Origin of the sequence: Aeromonas sp. MaB10011B, from assembly GCF_017939325.1 — a bacterium.
In the GTDB taxonomy this organism is placed as follows: Bacteria; Pseudomonadota; Gammaproteobacteria; order Enterobacterales; family Aeromonadaceae; genus Aeromonas; species Aeromonas caviae.
Genome location: NZ_JAGKRK010000075.1, coordinates 227,366 through 250,400 on the forward strand (window position 1 = coordinate 227,366; position 23,035 = coordinate 250,400).

Genomic DNA, 23,035 nt, shown 5'->3' on the forward strand with positions numbered 1-23,035 from the left:
CTTGTCCGGCAATGAGTGAATGAACTCGCTGGCCAGGGGGATTTCCCCTTTACGGTACGGGCTGATGGCCGCGTTGGCAATGACATGCGAGCGGACATTCATGAGCGTGACCAACCGCAGCATCGGGTAGGGTGTCTGCCGGTTGGTTGAGGTGTTACCCGAGCCGAAATGTGCTCTGAGTTCAGGCATATCCTGGGTTCGGAACAGGACCCCATCGATGGCAAAGACCTGTAAACCGTGCCAATGGTCTTCAGGATAACGTTCCCGCCCCCACACATCGGCGCACTGTTTGAACAGCCACTCGAGCGGCTGTTTGCCGAGTCGCTGACGGGCCTGAGACAGGGCACTGTCCGCGAGCAAGGCATCATTGGCCAACCCTTCTGCACAGATGTTGAGGCGCCGAGCGACCTCGGAGATGGGCTCATTGCGGAAAAAGGCCATCCCCACGACGAGCCACAAGACCATATCAGAAGGTAAGCGGCGTCGGCGGATAGTGGCCTTTTCAGACAAGGCGGCAGCGGCAGTAATCCATTCGTCGGGAATATGGTCGGCAAAAATGGCCAGCCGAGCCAGCATGTCGCCAGATGCCTCAACAACATCGTTCAGATCGTTTGCAATAGACATAAAAAATCCGGAACCAGTGATTGGTTCCGGATTGTCCTACAGCAGAAGGATCGGTCAATGGATCCTTAACTGATCAGCATTGCGGCCAGGCCGGGGTGTTTCGTGTGGGCTCTGTGCCATGACGGCGCGGATCACTGCTCCTTGCAGTCGTTGTAGCGGCTCTGCCACTCCCCGGCGTCATCGCGCATCTCGACGAACCCCTCCTTGCCCTTGTTCCACCAGACCACCTCGTGATCGTCGGTATAGCGGGCGCCGGAGGCGGAAACCGCCTGTGGCAGGGTGTAATCCTTGCCATCGGGGAGGGAGAGCTTGACGAAGTTCAGGCTCTCGTCCGAGAGGGAGAAGTAGCGAACCTGCACTTTCTGGTTCTGTTCACACAGATAGGTGACGGGATCGCCGCCGGTCACTCCCAGCTTGCCGCTGCCCAGATCGCAGCCGCCGAGCAGGGTGATGGCGCCCGCCCCCAGTAGAAAGAGCTTGGCGTGTTTCATGTTTGATCCTCACAACGGTGTCATATGGCCTTGAGCCTAACAGGATGAGGCACAACTGCAACCTCGTGGCAGGAGCCCTGCGTCGGGATGCGTCCGTCTCCCTCTGGTCCGTGGGGCAGGCAAAAAAACGCCCCGGCAGGCAAGCGGGGCGAAAGGGAGCCATCCAATGGCTGCAGAAAAGGGTCAGTGGCCGAACCGTGTCGCCTCGAAGCGATTGAGCAGCCGGTGGATGAGGTAGCAGGCGAGCAGGGTGACCACGATGGCAAAGAGGATGCTGCTCACCCGATAGAGGGCGCTGAACACCAGGTCGTTGCCCGGGGTCAGGTACTGGCCGAACAGGATGCCGAGGGTGGTGAGGGCACCGAAGCCGACTCCGGAGCCGCTTGCCTCCTTCACATGGGCATAGCTGAACAGCATGGCGCCGAGCCAGAGCACCGGGGTCACCAGCAGCAGCAAGCCGGACCAGTCATAGAGCACCAGCTGCCCCAGGATGCCGAAACTCACCCCCAGCAGGGTGCCCATGGCCCGCTTGCGGGCATAGTCCAGGGCGCCGTTCCAGTGCATGGGGAAGAGCAGCAGCAGGGTGGTGGCCTGGGCAGACATGGAGTCGCGCAGGTCGAAGATCTGGAACACCAGGAACGAGAGGGTCGCGATGGACGCCCCCAGCAGGGCTTCGTGGCGCATCCGGTGCGGCGCCTTGGGGGAGGGGGCCGGCCTGGGGCACTCCTCCACGTCCGGAATGAGGGCCGTCATCAGATAGGCGATGAGCACCGACAGGACGCTGGCCCAGAGGTTGCTGAAGATGAGGTCGTTCAGATCAATCCCGGGGTAGCTGGCAAAGTGCAGCATGATGCTGAGGCTGAGCACCCCGTTGGCACCGAACAGGAACAGGCTGCCCCGGGACATGGCGGCGAAACGGTAGAGGAAGAGCAAAAAGACCAGGGGGGTCATGAGCCCCGGGTGGCCGCCAAACAGGCCGCCGAGCAGCCCCACTTCCAGACCGCACATGGCGGCGGAGGCGATGAGCTGGCGGGCGGCGTGACCGTTCATCACCGGCACCAGGCCGAGCAGCAGCACCGGGGTGACGGTGAAGAAGACCCCGTTGCTCCAGCCGAAGATCTTGCACAGCACAAACCCCAGGGTACAGCCAAAGGCGATGCGCAGACACTGGCGCAGTTCGTTGGGGGTGAGGGGTCTGTGCCACAGGTTCATGGTCGTCATCTCAATAGATGTAGTGCAGCAGGCTGAGCAGACGGATCTGGCCGCGGGCCAGCAGCCCGGTCAGGGTGTTGTCCGGCAGCAACTGCACCGTGGCGCGGGCCCCGGCCGGCAGGTGGGCGGGCAGTTGCTCCAGGGTCAGGTGCAGGCGCAGGCGCTGGGCATCGCGCACCCAGCGATCGGACTCGACGGGGTTCGCAAGCTGGCCGTTGGCGTCAAACTGACCGGCGCTGACCCCGGCATCCAGGCTGGCGACGCGGGCAGGATAGAGACGACCGGGCTCGCCGTCGAAGGCGACGAGGGCCTGACTGCCGGCGCTGACGTGGCGCAGGCTCTTCTCGCGAAAATCGGCGATCACGTCCACCTGCTCGGAGACCAGGGCCAGCAGGGGGGAGCCTGCATTGGCCACGCTGCCAGGCTTGAGCTGCAGGTTGGTGATGATGCCGTCCTGGCTCGCATGAACCCGGCTGTAGGCGAGGTTGAGCTCGGCCTGGGCGAGGCGGTTGCGGGCCTGGCGCAGCAGCAGGTTGTCTTCCCCTGGCAAGCCGCGGTTGACGCGGGCCTGCTCTACCCGGGCCTGGCTGCCGAGCAGGTTGGCACGGGCGGTGCGGGCGGCGCTGTCGGCGTCATCTTTCTGCTGTTCAGAGACCATGTGACGGCGGTAGAGGGCGTCGATGCGCGCCGCTTCCCGCTGTTTCTGGTCGGCCTGGGTGCGCAGCGAGCTGTACTCCGCCTCGTAGGCGGTCAGGGTCGCGTCCAGCTGGCGGTTCTGCTGCCTGGCCTGATCCAGGGCGAGCCTGGCCTGATCCACGGCGAGCTGGAAGGGTTCCGGGTCGAGGGCGAACAGCAGATCCCCCTGCTTGACGTGCTGGTTGTTGGCGACGGCGACTTCGACCACCTTGCCGCTGACCTGGGGGGCCATCCGGGTGACGACCCGGGTGGCCATGGCCTGGGGGGTCAGGGGCATCTTGATGTCGGCCAGCAGAAAGTAGCCAAACACCAGGACGAAGCAGATGATGGCCCACTTTATCCAGCGCTTGAATTGTTGATCCGGTGTCATCTTATTCTCTCTCTTCGTGCTGTGCGGCTATCTTGCCGAGGGCGTTGGCGGAGATGCGGTGCACAATGTCTTCAAACTGGGCCAGCTCCTGCTGGCTGATGCCGGTGAGCAGCTCCCGGCGCACGGCGATGATGCGGCCCTCGATCTGATCGAGCAGCGCCTTGCCCGCCGGGGTCAGGGTGACGATGCGGGCCCGCTTGTCCTGGCTGCAGCAATGGCGCTCGATCAGCCCCTGCTCCTCGAGCTGACCCAGGGTCCGCATCAGGGAGGGGAGCTCTATCTCCAGGGCCTCGGCCAGGGTCTTCTGGCTGAGGTGGCCGCCGAGGCGGCTGAGTTTCCACAGGGCGGTCCAGCGGGGATGGGTGAGCCCTAGAGGTGCCAGCTCGAGATCGGCCACGGTGCGCCAGAGCCGGTGCAATCGCCCCAGCTGCTCGGCGAGGGAGAGTTCTCGCAACATCTCCAGATCCTTTTTCATGACGGGCACCTCAATTACTTAGCTTGCGAAGCATTATATTTATTTCGCAGGCTAAGTAAATAGTGTGATACAGCTCACGTTCAGGTTTTTTGCCCGGGCCGTGGTGTTTAAGTTTTTATATGGCTTTGCGGGCCAGCTAACCGACAACGGCCGGGGGAGGCGCTAGAGTGGCCACCTTTGAGGTGCGCCAGGCTGGCCACTGACCCGGCCGGGGGACACCCTCACCCTGGGCTTTCCTGTCCGCTGCAAGGTTGAACGATGAAACTGCGCCACCAGCTAGTCACCCTCTCGCTTGGCTTGTCACTGCTGCTGATCCTGATCCTGGGCTGTCTGCTCGCCCTCTTCATGCGCCACCTGCTGGAGAACAACCTGAAGGAGAAGGGGAGCGATCTGGCCCGGGTGCTGGCGGCGGACAGCCGGGTGGTCCGGGCCCTGGAGAAGGGGAGCGATCCCGGGCTGCGGGATTATGTGCAGGGGATCTGCAGCCGCACCGACGCCGCCTACATGGTGGTGACCGACGAACATGCCAGGCGCCTGAGCCACCCCTCGCCCGAGCTGGTGGGCCAGACCTTCCGGGGGGAGGACATCTGGCCTGCACTCCAGTCGCGCGAGAGCTACTGCTCCCGGGACGTGGGCACCCTGGGTCCCGCCATCCGCTGCTTCGCTCCCGTAGTGGGGCCCGATGGCCAGGCCATCGGTGCAGTGGCGGTGGGTTATCTGATGCGCACCGTGGAGGGCACCTATCAGGAGCGGATCGCCCTGCTGGTCGGCGCCATCGCAGCGGTGCTGGGGTGCGGCCTGCTGCTGGCGCTCTGGGTGCAGCACCTGCTGCGCCGCACCCTGCTGGATCTGGAGCCGGAGACCATCGCCAATCGCTTCGCCCAGCAGGATCTGGTGCTGGAGGGGATCTCGGAGGGGATAGTGGCCCTGGACAACCAGCACAGGATCACCATGCTCAACAGCGCCGCCTTCTATCAGTTGCGACTGCCCGGCACCGGGCGCCACGCCCTGCTGGGCCGCTCCCTGGCGGAGCTGGCCCCCGGCCTCGTGCCCACGTTGCAGCAAGGGGGGGCGGTCAGGTTCACCGTGCAGGGGGATGACTTCGTCGGCCACTGGCAGGAGCTCAGCGGTCGCGAGCCGGGGCGCATGCTCATCTTCAGCCGGCCAGACGGCACCGGCAGCCTGGGCATGCAGGTGACCCACCTGCGCCAGTACGGCGAGATGCTGCGCATCCAGACCCATGAATTCGCCAACAAGCTCAGCAGCCTCTCCGGTCTGCTCCAGCTCGGCCACGTGGATCAGGCGGTAGACCTCATCCAGCAGGAGAACGAAGCCTGCCAGAACATGTTGCAGGATCTGCTGCGGGTCATCGAGAACAAGCCGGTGGCCGGGCTCATCCTCGGCAAGTTCAGCCGGGCGCGGGAGCTGGGGGTGGAGCTGGTGCTGGATGCGGGGTCGGCCCTCGGGGAGTATCCGGCCGAGGTGTCGGCGGATCTCATCACCTGCATCGGCAACCTGCTGGACAACGGCATTCGCGCCGCCTGGGGGAACCGCGAGCACGCCGCGCCCAGGGTGCTGCTCTCCCTCTATGATCTGGGGCGGCGGCTGGTGATCGAGGTGGAGGACAGTGGCGAGGGGGTGGACGAGGCGCTGGCGGATCACCTGTTCGACTACGGTGTCAGCCGCCAGACCGGGGATCACGGGGTCGGCCTCTTCCTGGTCAAGAAGACGGTGGCCAGGCGGGGGGGCGTGATAGAATGGCGTCGCACCGCCGAGCAGACGACCCTGTTTGGTATCTATTTGAATAAAAACCAATTGGTGTAAGTCATGAAGCCAATTTTCACGCTGATTATCGAGGATGACGAGCGGATAGGCGCCATGTTGGGGGAGCTGGTCTCCTCCACGGCCGGGTTCTCCCTGATGGGGCGGGCCGGCACCCTGGCCGAGGCGGATCGCCTGATGGCGGGGAGCGAGCCCCGCTTGCTGATGGTCGACATCTCCCTGCCCGATGGCTCGGGCCTGGAGTGGGTGAGCCGGCTGCGCAGCTACAACCGGGAGGTGATGGTGATGATGGTGACCGCCTCCTGCGACGTGGAGACCATACAGCAGGCCCTCAACCTGGGCGTGCAGGACTACGTCATCAAGCCGCTGCGGCTGTTTCGCATCCAGCAGAGCCTGGAGGAGATCCTGGTCCTGCATCGCCGCCTGTGCGAGCCGGGGGAGCTGGCCCAGAGCGACCTGGACCGCCTGATGGGCAAGGCGCGCAACCAGGGTCGGGAGGCGCGGGAGACCCCCAAGGGGATCGACGCCATCACCCTGCGACAGGTGCTGGATCTGCTGGCGGGGGAGCCGGACAACACCTTCTCCACCGACACCGTGGCCCTGCGCCTCTCCCTGAGTCGCACCACGGCCCGCCGCTACCTGGAGTTTCTGGAGTCAGAAGATCGGCTGGACGTGGAGCTCAACTACGGCCAGCGTGGCCGCCCGGAGCGGCGCTACCACTGGCGCCGGGAGTCGTGACCCCGCCGCGGGCACAACGCCGAAGAGGCCGCGCACACCATGCTGCGCAGGCCGCGCAGATAAAAGGGAGCCTTTGAGCTCCCTTTTGTTTTGCCCCGATGCGACCCGGCCCTTCTATCTGGGATCGCCCGAGAAGGGGTGCAGGGCGGTGCGGGCGCGCTCGAACAGGGCGATGAGATGATCCGCCACGGCTCTCACCCGCCGGGAGTGGGCGAGATCGCTGTGGAGCACCAGCCAGATGGGCTGATCCACTCCGAGCTCCGGCAGCAGGCAGACCAGATCCGTCTGGCGGGCCAGGTAGTGGGGCAGCACCGCGAGCCCCAGACCGGCCTGGGCGGCGGCGAGCTGGGCCGCCAGGGTGCTGGTCTCCACCCGGCAGGGGCGGCCGCGCAGCATGCGGGTCATCCATCTGGCGGCGGGCAGGTGGCTCTGGGTTTCGTTCCATCCGATGAAGTCATCCTGATCGAAGCTGGCGGCATCCAGCCCGGGGCTGCGGGCATCCAGGTAGGCGCCGGTCCCGTAGAGGCCAAAGCCCAGGGTGCCCAGGCGCCGCAGGGTGAGGTGGCCGGCATCGGGCTTGACCATGCGCACCGCGAGATCGGCATCGCGCCGGTGCAGGTTCACCGTCTGCACCCCGGTGACCAGCTCCACCCTCAGCTCGGGGTGCTGGGCAAAGAGCGTCGGCAGGGAGGGGATGATGAGGGGATTGGCCAGGTTCTCGGCAGTGGCGAGGCGCACGGTGCCGGCCACCTGTCCCTGCAACTGCCCCGCCTCGCCAAAGGCCAGTCCCGCATGTTCCAGCGCCTCGGCTCGCTCAAGCAGGGCCTCCCCGTCGTCGGTCAGGCGATAGCCCTGCTGGTGGCGGCTGAACAGGGGGAGGCCGAGGGCCGCCTCCAGCCTGTCCAGGCGCCGGGAGACGGTGGCCACCCCCATGCGAAGGGCGTGGGCGGCACCGCTCAGGGTGCCGCTGCGGGCGATGGCCAGGAAGACGCGGGCGTCGTCCCAGAGCAGGGGATCGTGCATAGTGTTTCCATAATCGGAAAATGGGTTGCCAGTTATCTCTATATCTCATTAATTTTCGGAAGACCATACTCCCCTGCAACTTGTCAGGGAGAAAATGCGATGCAACGACGAACACTGGGAGCCAACCTGCAGGTCTCTGCCCTGGTGCTGGGCTGCATGGGGATGAGCGAATTCTACGGGCCGCGGGACGATGAGATGTCCTTGCGAGTGCTGGCGGAGGCGGTGGAGCGGGGCATCGACCTGCTCGACACCGCCGACATGTACGGCCCCCACCACAACGAGGCGCTGATCGGGCGTTTTCTCGCGACCCGGCGGGGGCAGGTGAAGGTCGCCACCAAGTTTGGCATCGTGCGCCAGCACGGGGAGTACAGGCGTACCCTCGACAACAGCGCCCGCTATGCGCGCCAGAGCTGCGAGGGCTCCCTGCGCCGCCTCGGCATCGAGCAGATCGATCTCTACTATGTGCACCGCCTCGATCCGGCCCATCCCGTCGATGAGACCATGGCCGGGCTGGCGCAGCTGGTACAGGAGGGCAAGATAGCCCGCATCGGTCTGTGCGAGGTGAGCGAGGCCACCCTGAGGCGCGCCCATGCCGTGCACCCGGTGGCGGCGGTGCAGACCGAATACTCCCTCTGGACCCGGGAGGTGGAGGCGGCGGTGCTGCCCGCCTGCCGGGAGCTGGGGATTGGTCTGGTGGCCTACTCCCCCCTGGGGCGCGGGTTTCTGACCGGGCGTTACCAGCAGGAGGCGGTGTTCGAGGAAGGGGATTTTCGGGCCAGTCTGCCGCGCTTTCAGGGGGAGAACCTCGCCACCAACCGCACCCTGGTGCAGGCGGTCATGGCCCTGGCCCGGCAGAAGGGGTGCACGGCGGCGCAGATAGCCCTGGCCTGGCTGCTGGCGCAATGGGAGGGGATAGTGCCCATCCCCGGCACCCGGCGCCTGACCCACCTTGAGGATAACCTCGGCGCCCTCTCGGTGCGCCTCTCCCCAGCGGAGCTCGGGGCCCTGGGCCAGGCCATCCGGACCCTGCCGGTGGCGGGGGAGCGCTATACTGCCGAGGGGATGAAGGGGGTGAACGCATGAGCGGCTCGCACACGGATCGCCATGAACGGGCGTTCGCGCTGCTGGCCCGGCTCGATCCCCAGGCACCCACGCGAGTCGCCGCCAGCCTGGATGCCCTGCCACCGGAACTTGCCGAGCTGGTGCTGGGGTTTGCCTTTGCCGATGTGCTCGCCCGTCCCGGCATCGATCTCTGCACCCGCGAGATACTCACGGTGGCGACCCTGATGGGAATGGGCACGGCGCCCGGACAGCTCGAGTTCCATATCCGGGCCGCCCTCAATGTGGGGGTCAGCCGGGAGACCATCATCGAGATCCTGCTCCAGGTCGCCGTCTATGCCGGAGTGCCCGCCTGCATGAATGGCATCCGTGCGGCCCGCAGCGCCTTCGCCGCCCATGACAAGGGGCGGGGGGGCAGGGATTAAGGTGGAGACGTCACCCTGGCGAAAAGGTCAGGTGTGCCCTGACGAGGGCAGCAAGAAGGGAGCCGAGGCTCCCTTCTTTCATGGTGCTGGCCGGCTCAAGCCCCTTCTGGCAGAGGACGGCGTACCCTCGGCTTGAGCTGGGAGAGCATGACCCCGGTCAGGATGAGGCCGCCCCCCAGCAGGTGATAGCCGTGGATGGGCTCCCCCAGGGTGATGACGGCGATGAGGGCCGTGCACAGGGGCATCAGGTTCATGAAGACCGAGGTGCGCTCCGCCCCCAGGGTGGCGAGGCCGCGCATCCAGCAGTAGGCGGCGAAGATGGAGGAGGCGAGGCCGGCGAACAGCACCATGCTCCAGCCCTGGGCGGGAATGGCCAGGGAGTCGGCAGAGAGGGCCACCGGGATGAGCAGCATCACCGCCAGCAGGATCTGCAGGTAGAGGTTGAGCAAGGGGCCGAACGGCAGTTGCCAGCGGCGGATCAGCAGGCCATAGAGGGCATAGCTGGCCGCCCCCAGCAGCATCATGCCGTCGCCGGGGTTGATGCCGCTGTGCAGCAGTGCCAGGGGATTGCCCTGACCCAGCAGCCAGAGCACCCCGAACAGGGAGAGGCTCATGCCGAGCAGCGCCTGCTTGCCCGGCTTCTGGCCAAAGCAGCAGGCCCCGATGAGCAGGGTGAGCAGGGGCAGCAGGGAGCCGATGACCCCCATGTTGGTGGCCGAGGTGCTGTGGGCGGCGTAGTAGGCGAGGCACTGGTAGAGCACCATGCCGAGCAGGGAGAGCACCAGCAGCTTGCCGAGCCAGAGGCGGATGTCGGCCCGGCGGCGCCAGAGCTGCGGCAGGCAGAAGGGGGAGAGCGCGAGGGCGGCGATCACCCAGCGATAGAAGGAGATGGCGGCGGGATCCAGCACGCCGGCGGCGGCCTTGGAGACCACGGTATTGGCGGCCCAGATCAAGATGGCGAGCAGGGGGAAGAGAAAAGGCATAAGCACTCCTTGGTACGATGGGGAGAGTCTAGCCTTGTCTTGAACGAGGTAAGTAGCGTAAATAAGACATGTCATAACCGCTTTGGGACAATCTGCATGGGCACCCTCACCCTGGCCGAGCAGGATCGCCTGCTGGCCGACCCCAACCCCCTCTACTTTCGCTACAGCCAGATCCAGGGGGGCAAAGCCTGCGCCGAACACGCCCACCCCTGGGGTCAGCTCAGCCTCATCAGCCTGGGGGTCATGGTGGTGGAGGTGGGGGGAGAGCGGCTGGTGGCGCCCCCGGACTACCTCATCTGGGTGCCGGCGGACCTGCCCCACACCGCCTTCAACGAGCAGACCCTGGATTACACCTCCATCTACGTGAGCCACGCGCTGGCACCGCGCCTGCCACGGGAACCCCAGCTGCTGGCCCTCACCCCCTTGCTGCGGGCCCTGCTGGAGGACTTCACCCAGCGCCGGGTCGGGCACATGGAGGATGAGTGGGATGCCCGTCAGGGTGAGCTCTTCATCGAGAAGCTGGCCCGCACCCGTTGCCAGCCGAGCTACCTGCCCCAGAGCCGGGATCGCCTGCTGGCACCCTTGCTGGCGGCATTGCAGGCGGCGCCGGAGGACAACCGCACGCTGGTGGAGTGGGCCAGGGCGCTGCACACCACGGAGCGCACCCTGGCGCGGCGTTGCCAGAAGGAGCTTGGCATGAGCCTGGGCCAGTGGCGCACCCGGCTGCGGCTGGTGAAGGCGCTGGACTGGCTGCGGGGCGAGATGCCGGTGCAGGAGATCGCCTGGCGCCTCGGTTACGCCTCCACCTCGGCTTTCATCGCCATGTTCCAGCGCGAACAGGGCTGCGCCCCCCAGCGCTATCGCCAGCAGCTGGGCCAACCCGTGGCCTGAACCGCATGAAAAAGGGCGCCCGCAGGCGCCCTTGTGGATCACGGGATGGGCTTAGAAGAAGCCGAGGGGGTTGATGTCGTGGCTCACCAGCAGGTTCTTGGTGTTCTGGTAGTGGTCCAGCATCATCTTGTGGGTCTCGCGACCGATCCCCGACTTCTTGTAGCCGCCAAAGGCCGCATGGGCCGGGTAGGCGTGGTAGCAGTTGACCCAGACCCGGCCGGCCTGGATGCCGCGCCCCATGCGCCAGGCCAGATTGCTGTCCCGGGTCCACAGGCCCGCCCCCAGCCCGTACTGGGTGTCGTTGGCAATGGCCAGGGCATCCGCCTCGTCCTTGAAGGTAGTGACCCCGAGCGCCGGCCCGAAGATCTCCTCCTGGAACACCCGCATCTTGTTCTGGCCCGAGAAGATGGTGGGCTGGATGTAGAAGCCCCCCTCCAGCCCGCTCACCTTGGCCGGGCCGCCGCCCAGCAGCATCTTGGCCCCTTCGCCGCGGCCGATCTCCATGTAGCTCAGGATCTTGTCGAACTGCTCGCGGGACGCCTGGGCCCCCACCTGGGTCGTGGTGTCGAGGGGGTTGCCCTGCACTATGGTGCGGGCGCGGGCCAGCACCCGGTCCATGAAGTCGTCATAGATGCTGGCCTGCACCAGGGCGCGGGAGGGGCAGGTACACACCTCGCCCTGGTTGAAGAAGGTCATCAGCATCCCTTCCACCGCCTTGTCGATGTAGCTGCTCTCGTGCTGCATCACGTCGGCGAAGTAGATGTTGGGGGACTTGCCACCGAGCTCCACGGTGGAGGGGATCAGCTTGTCGGCGGCGCAGCGCAGGATATGGGCGCCCACCTCGGTGGAGCCGGTAAACGCCAGCTTCTGGATCCGGTTGCTGGTGGCGAGCGCCTGGCCCGCCTCGGCACCAAAGCCGTTGACCACGTTGACTACGCCAGGGGGCAGGATGTCCTTGATGAGATCCATCATCAGCATGATGGTGACCGGGGTCTGCTCGGCGGGCTTGAGCACGCTGCAGCAGCCGGCCGCCAGTACCGGGGCCAGCTTCCAGGCGGCCATCAGCAGGGGGAAGTTCCACGGGATGATCTGGCCGACCACGCCGATGGGCTCCTTGAAGTGGTAGCTGACGGTGTTCTGGTCCAGCTCGGCGGCGGAGCCCTCCTGGGCGCGGATGCAGCCGGCGAAGTAGCGGAAGTGATCTACCACCAGGGGCAGGTCGGCGGCCAGGGTCTCGCGCACCGCCTTGCCGTTCTCCCAGGTCTCGGCGACGGCGAGCACTTCAATGTTCTGTTCGATGCGATCGGCGATGCGCAGCAGCAGGTTGCTGCGCTCGGTGACGCTGGTCTTGCTCCAGCTGGCGAACGCCTTGTGGGCCGCGTCCAGGGCGAGCTCGATGTCGGCGGCGTCGGAGCGGGCCACCTCGCAGAACACCCGGCCATCCACCGGCGAGATGTTCTCGAAATAGCGGCCGGCGCGCGGCGCCACCCAGTCGCCACCGATGAAGTTGTCATAACGGGATTTGAAGCTGACCAGGGCACCTGCCTGACCGGGAGCGGTATAAATCATCTCATCATCCTTATGTGTGTGTGGTCCTGACCGGCCTGGTGGGCAGTCCGGTTGCTTCCTGTCATCGCAAGGGGCGTGCCAGCGGGCGGCGCTCTACACAAAAAGGTTGCAAAAACGTTATCAAACGGGGTGCCAAGGGGTATCTTGGTTAACCAGTGCCCCCCAGGGCGGCCCCCAAACTGTGCCGTTTCTGAACATCGGGTGTGACACTGTGCCGTTTGTGAACAGGAGACGTGATGAAGGCGCTCCCCCAAGGCGGCCCTATTCGCGAGTGTGTAGAAGGAGGTGTGATGAGCGAGTTGCCTCAATCCGGTGCCAGCCCAATCCAGCGCTCCTGGGAGCGCTGCCTGCATCAGGGGCTGAGCCGCCAGCAGAGCGCCGAGCTGGACTTGCTGCCCCAGGGGGAGCTGTCGGCTCGCCAGGAGCAGCACAGGACGCTCATCGCCTGCTTCCAGCGCTTCGTGCTGCCGCTCTTTGGCCAGTTGCTGGCGGGCAGACCCTGTCGTCTTCTGCTGTGTGACGGCGAGGGGGCCATTCTTGCGGTGAGCGGAGACGACCGGTTTGCCCGCCATGCCGAGCGCATTTTTTTGCGCAGCGGCGCCCGCTGGGGGGAGGCGAGCAAGGGCACCAACGCCATCGGCACCGCGCTGGCCGAGCAGAGCGAGGTGCAGGTGCTGGGGGCGCAGCACTTCTTCGCCCAGCACAGCTTTCTCAGTTGCAGCGCCTGCCCCCTGCTCGGGCCGGACGGGCAACTGCTCGGCGTGCTCGACATCTCCACCAATGCGGCCCACCACGGCGGCGACATGCTGGGCACCGTGCGCCTCCTGGCCATGACCCTGGAAAACGCCCTGCTGGCCCGCCAGCCGGGCTGGCTGGTGGATCTCGATCCCCAGAGTCTCTGGTCTGCCCGCCTGCTGCTGGGGGAGGGGGGCGAGCTGCTCGGGGCCAACCGGGCCGGTCGGCTCTGGCTCGGCCAGCACCCCTTCGACGGTCAGCAGTTGCTGCGCGAGCGCCGCGGCCTGCGGCTGGTGCCGGAGGCGGGGGAGCGCGCCGCCAGGCTTCCCCTGCCGAGCGCGGTTGAGGAGGGGAGATCGCAGGCGCAGCAGGTGCCGCTCAAGATGCTGGAGCGGGGCATCTCATTGCTCATCGAGGGGGAGACCGGCAGCGGCAAGGAGCACCTGGTGCGCACCCTGCACGCCAGATCGAGCCGTCGGGAGCGGCCTCTGGTGTGCGTCAACTGCGGCGCCCTGCCGGCGGAGTTGGTGGAGGCCGAGCTGTTCGGCTACGTGGGGGGGGCCTTCAGCGGTGCCCGCAGCCAGGGCAGCCAGGACTATCTGCGCGCCGCCCACGGCGGCATCCTGATGCTGGATGAAATTGGCGAGCTGCCGCTCCAGGCCCAGACCCGGCTGCTGCGGGTGTTGCAGGAGCGCGTCGTCACCCCGGTAGGCAGCCACAGACCCGAGGCGGTGGATTTCTGGCTGGTCAGCGCCAGCCATCGGGATCTGGCGGCCATGGTGGCGGCCGGCACCTTTCGCGAAGATCTCTACTACCGCATCTGCGGCTGGCGCCAGCAACTGGCACCCCTGCGGGCCTGGTCGGTGCCCGAGCGTCAGGGGTTGATCCTGAACCTGCTCGCCCAGATGGACCCGGCGCTACAACTGAGCCGGGAGGCGGAGCAGCGGTTGCTGGCTCACCCTCTGCCCGGCAACGTGCGCCAGCTCAAACAGGCGCTGGAGGTGGCCTGTGTACTGGCAGAGGGGCAGGGCTGGATTGAACCTGCCCATCTGCATCTGCCCGCCGTGGAGGGGGGGCAGAGCTCACCTTTGGGAGGGAGTACCCTGCGCGAGCAGAGTCGGCAGCGGGTGCAGCAGACCCTGGCAGAGTGCGGCGGCAACGTGAGCGAGGCGGCGCGCCGTCTTGGCATCAGTCGCACTACCCTCTATCGGGCACTGCGGGAGGAGGGGTGAAGGGTGTCGCGCCATCCAGCGCTTGTGTAGACTGCGAAGGCAAGGACGTTTTTTCGTTATGTTTCCATCGCAGGGAGTGCGCAATGATCCATCTTACGACCGACGAGGCTCCCCGCCTCTCTCCCGCCAGCTGGCCGATGCCGCTTGCGCCCCATGGGGCCCGTGCCGGTTAGTCGGCACCCGTCTGCGCCCGGTGCGGCGCGTGTAATAACCTTGGATCTGGATCAGCGCGGTCCGGCGCTTCAAGGTGTAGGGTAAAAGCCCTTTTTCAGGTGTGATGCCGATGATCCCTTCCTATTCCCGCATGACGACGCTGTTGTTCTGGTGCCTGCTGGCGGCGAGCCTGCTGGCCATGGTGTTATTCGAATTCGGACCCGAGCGGCGGCTCGACATCCTGAGCCAGGCCGGTTTGTCCGTGCGTGCCCAGGATGACAGGGCCCACAAGGGCTCCTCCGTCGCCACCCTGAGTCAGGGGGGCGACAGACCCGCCATCCAGTGCACCCTGCGAAGCCAATATGCCTATCCTTTCTGCGAGCTGGTTCTGACCCTGACCGACCCCGAGCGGGGGCTGGATCTCTCCGGCTTCACCGGGGTGCGGGTGAGGCTGGATGTAGAAGGGCAGGGGGTACAGGCCTGGCGCCTTTATCTGCGCAACTACGATCCCGTCTATTCGACGCGGGAAGACGAGAGTTCCCACAAGTTCAACGAAGTGCTCTTCACCGCCAGGGATTTTGGCCGCGAGCAGGATGTCCCCCTGAACGTCTTCGCCCCCAGCTCCTGGTGGGTGCAGCAGTACGACATTCCGCTGGTCCAGCAGGGGCCGGATCTGCACCATGTCTATGCCATCGAGATCGCCTCCGATGACAAGATGCTGCCGGGGGAGTACCGGTTGCGGCTCGAGCGGCTGGAGTTCTATGGCCGCTGGTGCAAGCCGGGGGACTTCTATCGCTATCTGCTGCTGGGGTGGCTTGTCTACGGCGTGCTGCTCTTCCTGGTCCAGAATCTGATGTTTGGCGATCGGCTGCGCAAGGCCAGGGAGGCGCGCCTCGCGGCTGAAGCCCTGAGTGCGAGCCTGTGCGAGCAGAACCGGCGTACCGAGGAGGAGGCCCGCTACGATCCCCTGACCGGGGCCCTCAACCGGCTCGGCGGCGAAAAGCTGCTCGGGGAGCTCGGCGAGATGCCGCTCTCCTTCATCTATATCGACATCGATCACTTCAAGGGGGTCAACGACGGTCACGGCCACCCGGTGGGGGACGAGGTGCTCAAACACATGGTGAGCGAGCTGCTGCGCCATTGTGACAGCCTGTGCCGACTGGTGCGCTGGGGCGGGGAGGAGTTCGTGCTGGTCTGCCTCCATTACGACGAGGGACGAGCCGCCACCCTGGCGGAGCGGCTGAGAGGGGCGCTGGAGGGGTACAGGCACTGGCCGCTGGGGCTCGGTATCACCGCCTCCTTCGGGGTGGCCGAGCGGCGCAAGGATAGCCTGGAGCAGGCGCTCAAGCGGGCCGACGAGGCGCTCTATCAGGCCAAGCAGAATGGTCGCAACCGGGTGGAGGTGGCGCCCGACTGATCCGGCGCTGGAGCCCATGGCCGGGCGGGGCTATCATGCGCCCCATCATTTATCCGAGGAGAGATGCCATGGCACAACACATTGGCGCCCTGACGCTGCTGGTGGCGGATTACGACGAGGCCATCGCCTTCTTCACCCGGGGAATGGGCTTCGAGCTACTGGAAGACACCCCCCTCGACGAGCCGGGCAAACCGGGCAAACGCTGGGTGCGGGTCGCTCCCAAGGGGGCTCCCGGCTCCGCCCTGCTGCTGGCCCGCGCGGCCAACGAGGAGCAGCGCGCCGCCATCTGTCGCCAGGGGGGCGGTCGGGTCTTCCTGTTTCTCGAGACCGACGACTTCTGGGGCGATTACGAGCGGATGCAGGCCTATGGCGTTCGTTTTTGTGAACAGCCGCGCCTCGAACCTTACGGCACCGTGGTGGTGTTCGAGGACATCAGTGGCAATCGCTGGGACCTGCTGCAACTCGCTGCTGCCAACTGAATCTGAAAACGTTTATCATCCCGCCCGTCATAAAGTCATAAAAGTGTCACAGAAAGTTCTAATAATTGGCGCACCCATCTTCACAGAGGAGAGAGAAGGGATATGGCTAAGCGAATTCTGGTGGTCGAGGACGAGGCACCGATCCGCGAAATGCTCTGCTTCGTGCTTGAGCAGAAGGGATATGAAACAGTAGAAGCAGAAGATTACGCCGATGGACTGGCAAAGGTGCGCGAACCCTACCCCGAACTCATCGTGCTGGACTGGATGATGCCAGGCGGCAGCGGTATCCAGTTCCTCAAGCAGCTCAAGCAGGATGAGATGACTCGCCAGATCCCGGTGGTGATGCTGACCGCCCGGGGCGAGGAAGAGGACAAGGTGCGCGGGCTCGAGGCCGGTGCCGACGACTACATCACCAAACCCTTCTCCCCCAAGGAGCTCACCGCCCGCCTGCACGCCGTGATGCGCCGTGTCTCTCCCACCTCGGTGGACGAGGTGATCGAGGTGCAGGGGCTCAAGCTGGATCCCGTTTCCCACCGGGTCAGTGCCGAGGAGAAGGCCCTCGACATGGGGCCGACCGAATTCAAGCTGCTGCACTTCTTCATGACCCACCCCGAGCGGGTCTACAGCCGCGAGCAGTTGCTCAACAACGTCTGGGGTACCAACGTGTATGTCGAGGACAGGACGGTAGACGTACACATTCGCCGCCTGCGCAAGGCCATCGAAGAGACGGGGCACGACAGATTGATCCAGACGGTGCGCGGGGCTGGCTACCGCTTCTCGACCCGTCTCTAGGTCAGGGCCAGTGCCGCCAGCGCCTGCCGGCGGGCATTGGACCCGGCTCTTTGCTGTCTCTAGGAGATCTTAATGTTGCAACCTTACGCCTGGCGGCGACAGTTGTGGCGAATGGCGTTCTTCTACAGCCCCTTCGTCTTGGTAGGTTGGTTAATCGATCATCTCGTTCTCTGCCTGCTGGTGGCCACTGTGGTGCACCTGGTCTGGCACTACCGCTTCCAGAAGCGGCTGTCGGACTGGCTGTGGCACGATCGCAGCCTGGTGCCGCCCCACGGCAGCGGCAGTTGGGAGCACATCTTCAACGGCATCTACAAGTTGCAGCAGCGTCACCGGGCCCGGCGCCGGGAGCTGGCGGGCCTCATCCGCCGCTTTCGGGAAGGGGCGGAGGCGCTGCCCGATGCGGCCGTGGTGTTTCGTACCGACGGCAGCATCCTCTGGTGCAACCGGCTGGCGGAGCAACTGCTCGGCTTTCGCTGGCCCGAGGATGCCGGCCAGCACATCGGCAACCTGATCCGTCACCCCGCCTTCGTCGCCTATCTGGGCAAGGGGCAGTATGACGAGCCGTTCGAGATGCACTCCCCCATCAACGAGGAGAAGTTCCTCGAATTTCGCATCATGCCCTATGCGGAGGACCAGGCCATGCTGGTGGTGCGGGACGTGACCCGGCTGCGCAGCCTGGAGAAGACCCGCAAGCACTTCGTCTCCAACGTCTCCCACGAGTTGCGTACCCCGCTCACCGTGCTCAAGGGGTATCTGGAGATGACCGAGGAGCCGCCGCCCCCCGCCATGTGGGCCAAGGCGCACAAGGTGATGATGGAGCAGACGATCCGCATGGACAATCTGGTTAACCAGCTGCTCACCCTGTCGCGCATCGAGGCGGCGCCCACCGTGGATCTCTCCCATCTGGTGGACATGCCCGCCATGCTGGGGCTGCTGGAGCAGGAGGCGCGGGCACTCTCCGGCGAGCGGGCCCACGAGATCGTCTTCATGGTTCAGCCCAATCTGCTGGTGCGCGGGGATCAGGATCAACTGCGCAGCGCCGTCTCCAACCTGGTCTACAACGCCATCCACTACACCCCGGCGGGGCGCAAGATCACCGTGGAGTGGCGCAAGCAGGGGAGCATGGCGCTGTTTGCGGTGCAGGATGAGGGGGAGGGGATCCCCCCCGAGCATCTGGCGCGGCTCACCGAGCGGTTCTATCGGGTCGACAAGGCCCGCTCGCGCCACACCGGAGGGTCCGGGCTCGGCCTTGCCATCGTCAAGCACGCCCTGAGTCATCACGATGCCCATCTCGATATCGAGAGCCGGGTCGGTGCGGGCAGCCGCTTCAGCTTTCTCATTCCCGCCCGCATGGTGCTGGTGAAATAATATTTTGTGTCAATGTGTTAGCAACGAGAGAAGGGCTGCATCGCAGCCCTTTTTTCATCCGGGCCACTCTCGGCCCATGTCATCAAAGTGTCATATAAATTCCATAAATTTGTCACTGCCAGGCCAGATACTGGCGCCGTCTTAAAGAACGGACCTTCTGTAACACTGGAGAAGGAGTGGTGCTGGCCCACGGATCATTGCGATCGGGTGTCAACCACGTTTAGACGTCAACCTGACGATTGCCTTCTGCAACCTTGGACTTGGAGAGATTGGATGAAACTCAACAAACTGGCTGGTGTCATCGGATTCACCGCAGCAACCCTGTTTTCTGTCAGCGCTCTGGCTGCCGGTGTGGATAAAGACCTGCCGGAATACACACCGACCAGCGGCATCTCGGGCAACCTGTCCTCTGTCGGCTCGGACACCCTGGCCAACATGATGACCCTGTGGGCCGAAGAATTTAAGCGCATGTATCCCAACGTCAACGTGCAGATCCAGGCCGCCGGTTCTTCCACCGCACCGACTGCCCTGACCGAGGGCGTCGCCCAGTTTGGCCCCATGAGCCGTGCCATGAAGGCCGGTGAAGAGGAGGCATTCGAGAAGCGCTACGGCTACAAGCCGACCGCCATCCGCGTCGCCGTCGATGCCCTGGCCGTGTTCGTCAACAAGGACAACCCCATCAAGGGGCTGACCATGTCGCAGATCGACGCCATCTTCTCCAGCACCCTCAAGTGCGGCGAAGCCAAGGCGGCCACCAAGTGGTCTGATCTGGGTCTGGACGGCAGCTGGTCCGGCAAGGATCTGCAACTGTTCGGTCGCAACTCCGTGTCCGGTACCTACGGTTACTTCAAGGAACACGCCCTGTGCAACGGTGACTTCAAGAGCGGCGTGAACGAGCAGCCGGGCTCCGCCTCCGTGGTACAGTCCGTCTCCTCCTCCCTGAACGGCATCGGCTACTCCGGTATCGGCTACGTCACCTCCGGCGTGCGCGCCGTTCCGCTCTCCAAGGATGGCAAGACCTTCATCGAGGCGAGCTCCGACAACGCCATCACCGGCAAGTACCCGCTGTCGCGCTTCCTGTACGTCTACGTGAACAAGCATCCGAACAAGCCGCTCTCCCCGATGGAGCAGGAGTTTGTGAAGATGATGCTCTCCAAGGCGGGCCAGACCATCGTTGCCAAGGACGGCTATGTGCCGGTCCCGGCCAAGGTGGTTCAGGCCGACCTGAAGAAGCTGGGCATCATGTAACAGAACATGCCCTTGCAGAAAAACGAGCCCCATGCGGGCTCGTTTTCATTGGTGCGCCCCAGGATCTTTTTGGTCGCATGGCGCAGCGCCCGGCTTGCGCCGGGCGGCGGCATTTCCGAGAATAGGGCAACTTCACGGCAAAGGACCCTCTCATGCGCGCATCTTCCCTCTCCAGACTGGCCCTGACGGCCTTGTGCAGCGCCCTGCTGGCCGGCTGCGCCCAGTCACCGACCGGTCGCAACCAGATGCTGCTCTTCTCCCCCCAGCAGATGAACCAGCTGGGCGCCGACTCCTTCACCCAGATGAAGCAGCAGGAGAAGGTGAGCACGGATGCCAGGATGAATGCCTATGTGGGCTGCGTGGCCAAGGCGGTGACCGCCCAGGTGCCTGCCAGCTATGGCATCACCAGCTGGGAGGTGGTGGTGTTCGACTCCAAGGAGATCAACGCCTTCGCCCTGCCCGGCGGCAAGATAGGCGTGTACAGCGGCCTGCTGAAAGTCGCCAAGAATCAGGACCAGCTCGCCACCGTCATCGGTCACGAGCTGACCCACGTGCTGGCCCAGCACTCCAACGAGCGCCTCTCCCGGGATCAGCTGACTGGTATCGGGCTGGCGGTGGCGGACGCCGCCATCGGCAGCAGCGACAGCCTCGGGGGCGCTGCCACCATGGCCGCCCTGGGCCTCGGGGTCCAGGTGGGGATAGCCCTGCCTTATGGCAGAACCCAGGAGAGCGAGGCGGACCGGCTCGGCCTCGAGCTGATGGCCCGCGCCGGGTTCAACCCGGCCGAAGCCGTCACCCTGTGGCAGAACATGAGCGCCGCCTCCGGTGGCAAGGCACCGCCCCAGCTGCTCTCCACCCACCCCAGCGACCAGAGCCGGATCGCCAACCTGCAGGCCCAGCAGGCCGAAGTGCAGCCACTGTACCAGCAGGCGAAAGCATCAGGGCTGGTTCCCCAGTGCAAGGCGTAAGCCTGCGCCTGGCGCGTCCCGCCGATGCCGCCGCCATGACGGTGATGCAGCGGGCGAGCTGGCTGGCGGCCTACGGGGAGGTGCTGGGGGCCGACATGCTGGCCCAGCTGGCGGTGACCGACCACCTGCAGATCTGGCGACACCGGCTCGCCGAGCCCGGCCCCGTTCCCATGCTGGTCTGTCAGGACGACGTGGTCATAGGCCTGCTCTACTGGCAGCCCTCTTTGGAGGAAGGCTTGATGACGGCGCGGATCCGGGCGCTCTACCTTCATCCCGATCACTGGCGTCAGGGTCATGGCAAACGGCTGTGGCAGGCGGTGGCGGTGCAGATGCGCCGGGCCGGTTGCGAGTGTGTCAGGCTCTGGCTGCTGGATGGCAATCACATCGGCGAGGGATTCTACCTGCGCCGCGGCTTCATGTTCGACGGTCAGGAGCGCACCCTGATGAGCCTCGGACACCCTTGCCAACAACGACAAATGTTCCGTTTGCTTTGAGCTGGCTCCCGTTTTTCGCCCCTGGTCACTTTATTTTTTTTGCGAATTAATACAATGTGCCCCATCTGGACAGACCGAGGTGGCCGGGTCCACCGCAAGGGAGTGTGGCATGTACTACGGATTTGATATTGGCGGCACCAAGATTGCCTTCGCGGTGTATGACGACGCCCTGACCCTCTGCCATGAAGAGCGGGTGAGCACGCCGGGCAACGACTACCCGGCGCTGCAGCAGCTTGTGCGCGAGCGGGTCGAGGCGGCGGATGCGCGCTTCGGGGTGAAAGGGGCCGTCGGCATCGGGTTTCCGGGGATCCTCAATCGCCTCGACGGGAGCATAGTGGCGGCCAACCTGCCCGCCATCCATGGCCGCCATCTGGGGGCGGATCTGGCCGAACTGCTGGGCCGACCGGTCAAGGTCGACAATGACGCCAACTGTTTCCTCTGGTCGGAAGTGCATCAGGGGGCCGCAGACGGTGCTGGCAGCGCCCTCGGCGTCACCATAGGTACCGGCATCGGCGGCGCCGTCTACCTGGCGGGCAAGCTCATCCAGGGGCGCAACTGGCTGGCGGGGGAGATAGGTCACTACCCGCTGCCCGCCACCATCCTGATGAAATACCCGGATTTGCCCCGTCCCCGCTGTGGCTGCGGGCGCCTGGTCTGTTTCGAAACCTATGCGTCGGGCACGGGCCTGGAGCGGCTATACCACCATGTTCATGGAGAACGGGTGAGCGGCCACCAGATCGTCGCCCGTGCCGATGCCCGTGAGGCGGCGGCCCTCTCGACCATCGACTGCTGGCTCGAGATCATCGCCGCTGGCCTCGCCACCGCCATCTCGGTGATTGATCCCGATGTGGTGGTGCTGGGGGGCGGCCTGAGCGCCCTGCCAGCCCTCTATGAGGAGTTGCCCAAACGTCTGCCCGGCCACCTGCTGCCCGGTGTCGCCCTGCCGGCGATCCGCGAGGCCCGCTTCGGTGGAGCCGGCGGTGTGCGCGGTGCAGCCCTGCTCAATCTGTGAGATCGGACAGAGGGTCTGATCTCCCCGAACAAGGAGTCATCATGACCCGTCTTGAAATCTGTATCGACAACCTCGAATCCCTGTTCACCGCCCAGGCGGCCGGCGCCGATCGCATCGAGCTCTGCTCTGCGCTGGGGCTGGGCGGTCTCACTCCCTCCTATGGTTTCATGCAGCAGGTGGCGCGCCACGCCACCGTCCCCGTCTACGCCATGATCCGTCCACGCGCCGGAGATTTTTGCTTCAACGACGGCGAGTTCGAGATGATGCTCTTGGATATCGCGGCCGCTCGTGCTGCGGGCCTGCAAGGGGTGGTGGTCGGTCTGCTGGATGAAGATGGACGGGTACCCGAAGGCAAGCTCCGGCAACTGGTCGAGGCGGCGGGGCCGCTCGGCGTCACCTTCCACCGGGCCATCGATCTCTCCTCCGACTGGCGGCTGGATCTCGAGACGATCGTCGCGGCAGGTTGCGAGCGCATTCTGAGCTCCGGCCATGCGCCGACCGCGCTGGCGGGGCTCGAAACCCTGCAGGCCATGCACCAGGCGCTGGCGGGTCGCGCCAGCCTGATGCCCGGGGCCGGGGTCAACGCCGACAACGTGCGCACCATCATCGAATTCACCGGCGTCAATGAAGTGCACATGTCCGGCATGGGCTGGCGCGGCGGCATGGTGCCCCATGGTGTGAACATGGGCACTTCGGACGATGGCCGGGTCAACATCACCGACGGCGCCAAGGTCGCAGCGGTGAGGGCACTGCTGGACAGGGCCTGATACAGACCGTGCGGCGCCATGGTGCCTCTATC

Annotated in this window: 22 protein-coding genes and 1 pseudogene; 15 read left to right on the forward strand and 8 right to left on the reverse strand. The window is 65.3% G+C overall.

Translation table 11 applies throughout. The features are described from left to right. The 5 genes and pseudogenes from J9893_RS17135 to slyA all read right to left on the reverse strand — a co-directional run. Positions 1-624: pseudogene (locus J9893_RS17135) on the reverse strand (IS4-like element ISAeme15 family transposase); the annotation flags it as partial. Between the two features lie 131 nt (positions 625-755). Then, positions 756-1,115 carry an MliC family protein gene (locus J9893_RS17140; protein ID WP_010673456.1) on the reverse strand — a complete coding sequence of 120 codons (360 nt, stop codon included), beginning with the start codon at positions 1,113-1,115 and terminating at the stop codon, positions 756-758. 183 nt (positions 1,116-1,298) lie between these two features. Next, positions 1,299-2,327, reverse strand: coding sequence for a DUF2955 domain-containing protein (locus J9893_RS17145; RefSeq protein ID WP_210601668.1), 1,029 nt, complete (start codon positions 2,325-2,327; stop codon positions 1,299-1,301). 10 nt (positions 2,328-2,337) lie between these two features. After that, positions 2,338-3,393 carry an HlyD family secretion protein gene (locus tag J9893_RS17150; RefSeq protein WP_210601667.1) on the reverse strand — a complete coding sequence of 352 codons (1,056 nt, stop codon included), beginning with the start codon at positions 3,391-3,393 and terminating at the stop codon, positions 2,338-2,340. Position 3,394: 1 nt separating this feature from the next. Beyond that, positions 3,395-3,868, reverse strand: coding sequence for a transcriptional regulator SlyA (gene slyA, locus J9893_RS17155; RefSeq protein ID WP_010673459.1), 474 nt, complete (start codon positions 3,866-3,868; stop codon positions 3,395-3,397). Between the two features lie 258 nt (positions 3,869-4,126). On the opposite strand from slyA, the gene J9893_RS17160 reads away from it, so the two are divergent. Then, a complete protein-coding gene (locus J9893_RS17160; RefSeq protein WP_210601666.1) occupies positions 4,127-5,692 on the forward strand; it encodes a sensor histidine kinase in 1,566 nt (521 codons plus the stop codon). A gap of 3 nt (positions 5,693-5,695) precedes the next feature. After that, complete coding sequence (locus J9893_RS17165) at positions 5,696-6,388, forward strand: response regulator (protein WP_010673461.1); 693 nt, start codon at positions 5,696-5,698, stop codon at positions 6,386-6,388. A gap of 114 nt (positions 6,389-6,502) precedes the next feature. On the opposite strand, the gene J9893_RS17170 is transcribed toward J9893_RS17165, so the two are convergent. Next, positions 6,503-7,411 carry a LysR family transcriptional regulator gene (locus J9893_RS17170; RefSeq protein ID WP_069785606.1) on the reverse strand — a complete coding sequence of 303 codons (909 nt, stop codon included), beginning with the start codon at positions 7,409-7,411 and terminating at the stop codon, positions 6,503-6,505. A gap of 99 nt (positions 7,412-7,510) precedes the next feature. Between J9893_RS17170 and J9893_RS17175 the strand changes: the two genes are divergently transcribed. After that, entirely contained in the window at positions 7,511-8,494 is a 984-nt protein-coding gene (locus tag J9893_RS17175; protein WP_210601665.1) for an aldo/keto reductase, read from the forward strand. Further along, positions 8,491-8,895: a carboxymuconolactone decarboxylase family protein gene (locus J9893_RS17180; protein WP_161470781.1), complete on the forward strand. Its 405-nt coding sequence runs from the start codon at positions 8,491-8,493 to the stop codon at positions 8,893-8,895. Before J9893_RS17175 ends, J9893_RS17180 begins: the two co-directional genes overlap by 4 nt. Positions 8,896-8,990: 95 nt before the next feature. On the opposite strand, the gene J9893_RS17185 is transcribed toward J9893_RS17180, so the two are convergent. Then, positions 8,991-9,878: a DMT family transporter gene (locus J9893_RS17185; RefSeq protein ID WP_210601664.1), complete on the reverse strand. Its 888-nt coding sequence runs from the start codon at positions 9,876-9,878 to the stop codon at positions 8,991-8,993. A gap of 96 nt (positions 9,879-9,974) precedes the next feature. On the opposite strand from J9893_RS17185, the gene J9893_RS17190 reads away from it, so the two are divergent. Then, positions 9,975-10,769: a helix-turn-helix transcriptional regulator gene (locus tag J9893_RS17190; RefSeq protein WP_210601663.1), complete on the forward strand. Its 795-nt coding sequence runs from the start codon at positions 9,975-9,977 to the stop codon at positions 10,767-10,769. Positions 10,770-10,820: 51 nt separating this feature from the next. On the opposite strand, the gene J9893_RS17195 is transcribed toward J9893_RS17190, so the two are convergent. Continuing rightward, positions 10,821-12,338, reverse strand: a complete 1,518-nt coding sequence (locus J9893_RS17195) for an aldehyde dehydrogenase family protein (RefSeq protein WP_139700619.1) — start codon at positions 12,336-12,338, stop codon at positions 10,821-10,823. A gap of 290 nt (positions 12,339-12,628) precedes the next feature. Between J9893_RS17195 and J9893_RS17200 the strand changes: the two genes are divergently transcribed. The 10 genes from J9893_RS17200 (at position 12,629) to J9893_RS17245 (ending at position 23,003) form a co-directional block, all read left to right on the forward strand. Beyond that, entirely contained in the window at positions 12,629-14,305 is a 1,677-nt protein-coding gene (locus J9893_RS17200; protein WP_210601662.1) for a sigma-54-dependent Fis family transcriptional regulator, read from the forward strand. A gap of 283 nt (positions 14,306-14,588) precedes the next feature. Continuing rightward, complete coding sequence (locus J9893_RS17205) at positions 14,589-15,875, forward strand: GGDEF domain-containing protein (RefSeq protein WP_210601661.1); 1,287 nt, start codon at positions 14,589-14,591, stop codon at positions 15,873-15,875. Between the two features lie 68 nt (positions 15,876-15,943). After that, positions 15,944-16,354: a VOC family protein gene (locus J9893_RS17210; RefSeq protein ID WP_181023053.1), complete on the forward strand. Its 411-nt coding sequence runs from the start codon at positions 15,944-15,946 to the stop codon at positions 16,352-16,354. 102 nt (positions 16,355-16,456) lie between these two features. Then, a complete protein-coding gene (gene phoB, locus J9893_RS17215; protein ID WP_010673471.1) occupies positions 16,457-17,146 on the forward strand; it encodes a phosphate regulon transcriptional regulator PhoB in 690 nt (229 codons plus the stop codon). Positions 17,147-17,218: 72 nt separating this feature from the next. Next, the gene (phoR, locus tag J9893_RS17220) at positions 17,219-18,514 is read left to right on the forward strand and encodes a phosphate regulon sensor histidine kinase PhoR (RefSeq protein ID WP_010673472.1); all 1,296 of its coding nucleotides are present in this window, start codon (positions 17,219-17,221) and stop codon (positions 18,512-18,514) included. Between the two features lie 273 nt (positions 18,515-18,787). Further along, positions 18,788-19,762, forward strand: coding sequence for a phosphate ABC transporter substrate-binding protein PstS family protein (locus J9893_RS17225; protein WP_039039286.1), 975 nt, complete (start codon positions 18,788-18,790; stop codon positions 19,760-19,762). Positions 19,763-19,914: 152 nt separating this feature from the next. After that, entirely contained in the window at positions 19,915-20,730 is an 816-nt protein-coding gene (locus J9893_RS17230; RefSeq protein ID WP_010673474.1) for a M48 family metallopeptidase, read from the forward strand. Continuing rightward, positions 20,718-21,224, forward strand: coding sequence for a GNAT family N-acetyltransferase (locus J9893_RS17235; protein WP_052816140.1), 507 nt, complete (start codon positions 20,718-20,720; stop codon positions 21,222-21,224). The genes J9893_RS17230 and J9893_RS17235 overlap by 13 nt, the downstream gene beginning before the upstream one ends. A gap of 109 nt (positions 21,225-21,333) precedes the next feature. Further along, positions 21,334-22,236 carry an ROK family protein gene (locus J9893_RS17240; RefSeq protein ID WP_010673476.1) on the forward strand — a complete coding sequence of 301 codons (903 nt, stop codon included), beginning with the start codon at positions 21,334-21,336 and terminating at the stop codon, positions 22,234-22,236. Between the two features lie 41 nt (positions 22,237-22,277). Next, on the forward strand, positions 22,278-23,003 hold the full coding sequence (locus J9893_RS17245; protein WP_052816142.1) for a copper homeostasis protein CutC: 726 nt from the start codon (positions 22,278-22,280) through the stop codon (positions 23,001-23,003). Positions 23,004-23,035 lie beyond the last annotated feature (32 nt).

What these genes read in the sequence shown, in the direction of transcription:
- J9893_RS17145 (WP_210601668.1), bottom strand. Translation starts at nt 2,327, where the DNA reads ATGAACCTGTGGCACAGACCCCTCACCCCCAACGAACTGCGCCAGTGT.
- J9893_RS17210 (WP_181023053.1), top strand. Translation starts at nt 15,944, where the DNA reads ATGGCACAACACATTGGCGCCCTGACGCTGCTGGTGGCGGATTACGAC.
- phoB (WP_010673471.1), top strand. Translation starts at nt 16,457, where the DNA reads ATGGCTAAGCGAATTCTGGTGGTCGAGGACGAGGCACCGATCCGCGAA.
- J9893_RS17205 (WP_210601661.1), top strand. Translation starts at nt 14,589, where the DNA reads ATGATCCCTTCCTATTCCCGCATGACGACGCTGTTGTTCTGGTGCCTG.
- J9893_RS17140 (WP_010673456.1), bottom strand. Translation starts at nt 1,115, where the DNA reads ATGAAACACGCCAAGCTCTTTCTACTGGGGGCGGGCGCCATCACCCTG.
- J9893_RS17245 (WP_052816142.1), top strand. Translation starts at nt 22,278, where the DNA reads ATGACCCGTCTTGAAATCTGTATCGACAACCTCGAATCCCTGTTCACC.
- J9893_RS17185 (WP_210601664.1), bottom strand. Translation starts at nt 9,878, where the DNA reads ATGCCTTTTCTCTTCCCCCTGCTCGCCATCTTGATCTGGGCCGCCAAT.
- J9893_RS17240 (WP_010673476.1), top strand. Translation starts at nt 21,334, where the DNA reads ATGTACTACGGATTTGATATTGGCGGCACCAAGATTGCCTTCGCGGTG.
- J9893_RS17180 (WP_161470781.1), top strand. Translation starts at nt 8,491, where the DNA reads ATGAGCGGCTCGCACACGGATCGCCATGAACGGGCGTTCGCGCTGCTG.
- slyA (WP_010673459.1), bottom strand. Translation starts at nt 3,868, where the DNA reads ATGAAAAAGGATCTGGAGATGTTGCGAGAACTCTCCCTCGCCGAGCAG.
- J9893_RS17190 (WP_210601663.1), top strand. Translation starts at nt 9,975, where the DNA reads ATGGGCACCCTCACCCTGGCCGAGCAGGATCGCCTGCTGGCCGACCCC.
- J9893_RS17160 (WP_210601666.1), top strand. Translation starts at nt 4,127, where the DNA reads ATGAAACTGCGCCACCAGCTAGTCACCCTCTCGCTTGGCTTGTCACTG.
- J9893_RS17170 (WP_069785606.1), bottom strand. Translation starts at nt 7,411, where the DNA reads ATGCACGATCCCCTGCTCTGGGACGACGCCCGCGTCTTCCTGGCCATC.
- J9893_RS17225 (WP_039039286.1), top strand. Translation starts at nt 18,788, where the DNA reads ATGAAACTCAACAAACTGGCTGGTGTCATCGGATTCACCGCAGCAACC.
- J9893_RS17150 (WP_210601667.1), bottom strand. Translation starts at nt 3,393, where the DNA reads ATGACACCGGATCAACAATTCAAGCGCTGGATAAAGTGGGCCATCATC.
- J9893_RS17175 (WP_210601665.1), top strand. Translation starts at nt 7,511, where the DNA reads ATGCAACGACGAACACTGGGAGCCAACCTGCAGGTCTCTGCCCTGGTG.
- phoR (WP_010673472.1), top strand. Translation starts at nt 17,219, where the DNA reads ATGTTGCAACCTTACGCCTGGCGGCGACAGTTGTGGCGAATGGCGTTC.
- J9893_RS17195 (WP_139700619.1), bottom strand. Translation starts at nt 12,338, where the DNA reads ATGATTTATACCGCTCCCGGTCAGGCAGGTGCCCTGGTCAGCTTCAAA.
- J9893_RS17200 (WP_210601662.1), top strand. Translation starts at nt 12,629, where the DNA reads ATGAGCGAGTTGCCTCAATCCGGTGCCAGCCCAATCCAGCGCTCCTGG.
- J9893_RS17230 (WP_010673474.1), top strand. Translation starts at nt 19,915, where the DNA reads ATGCGCGCATCTTCCCTCTCCAGACTGGCCCTGACGGCCTTGTGCAGC.
- J9893_RS17165 (WP_010673461.1), top strand. Translation starts at nt 5,696, where the DNA reads ATGAAGCCAATTTTCACGCTGATTATCGAGGATGACGAGCGGATAGGC.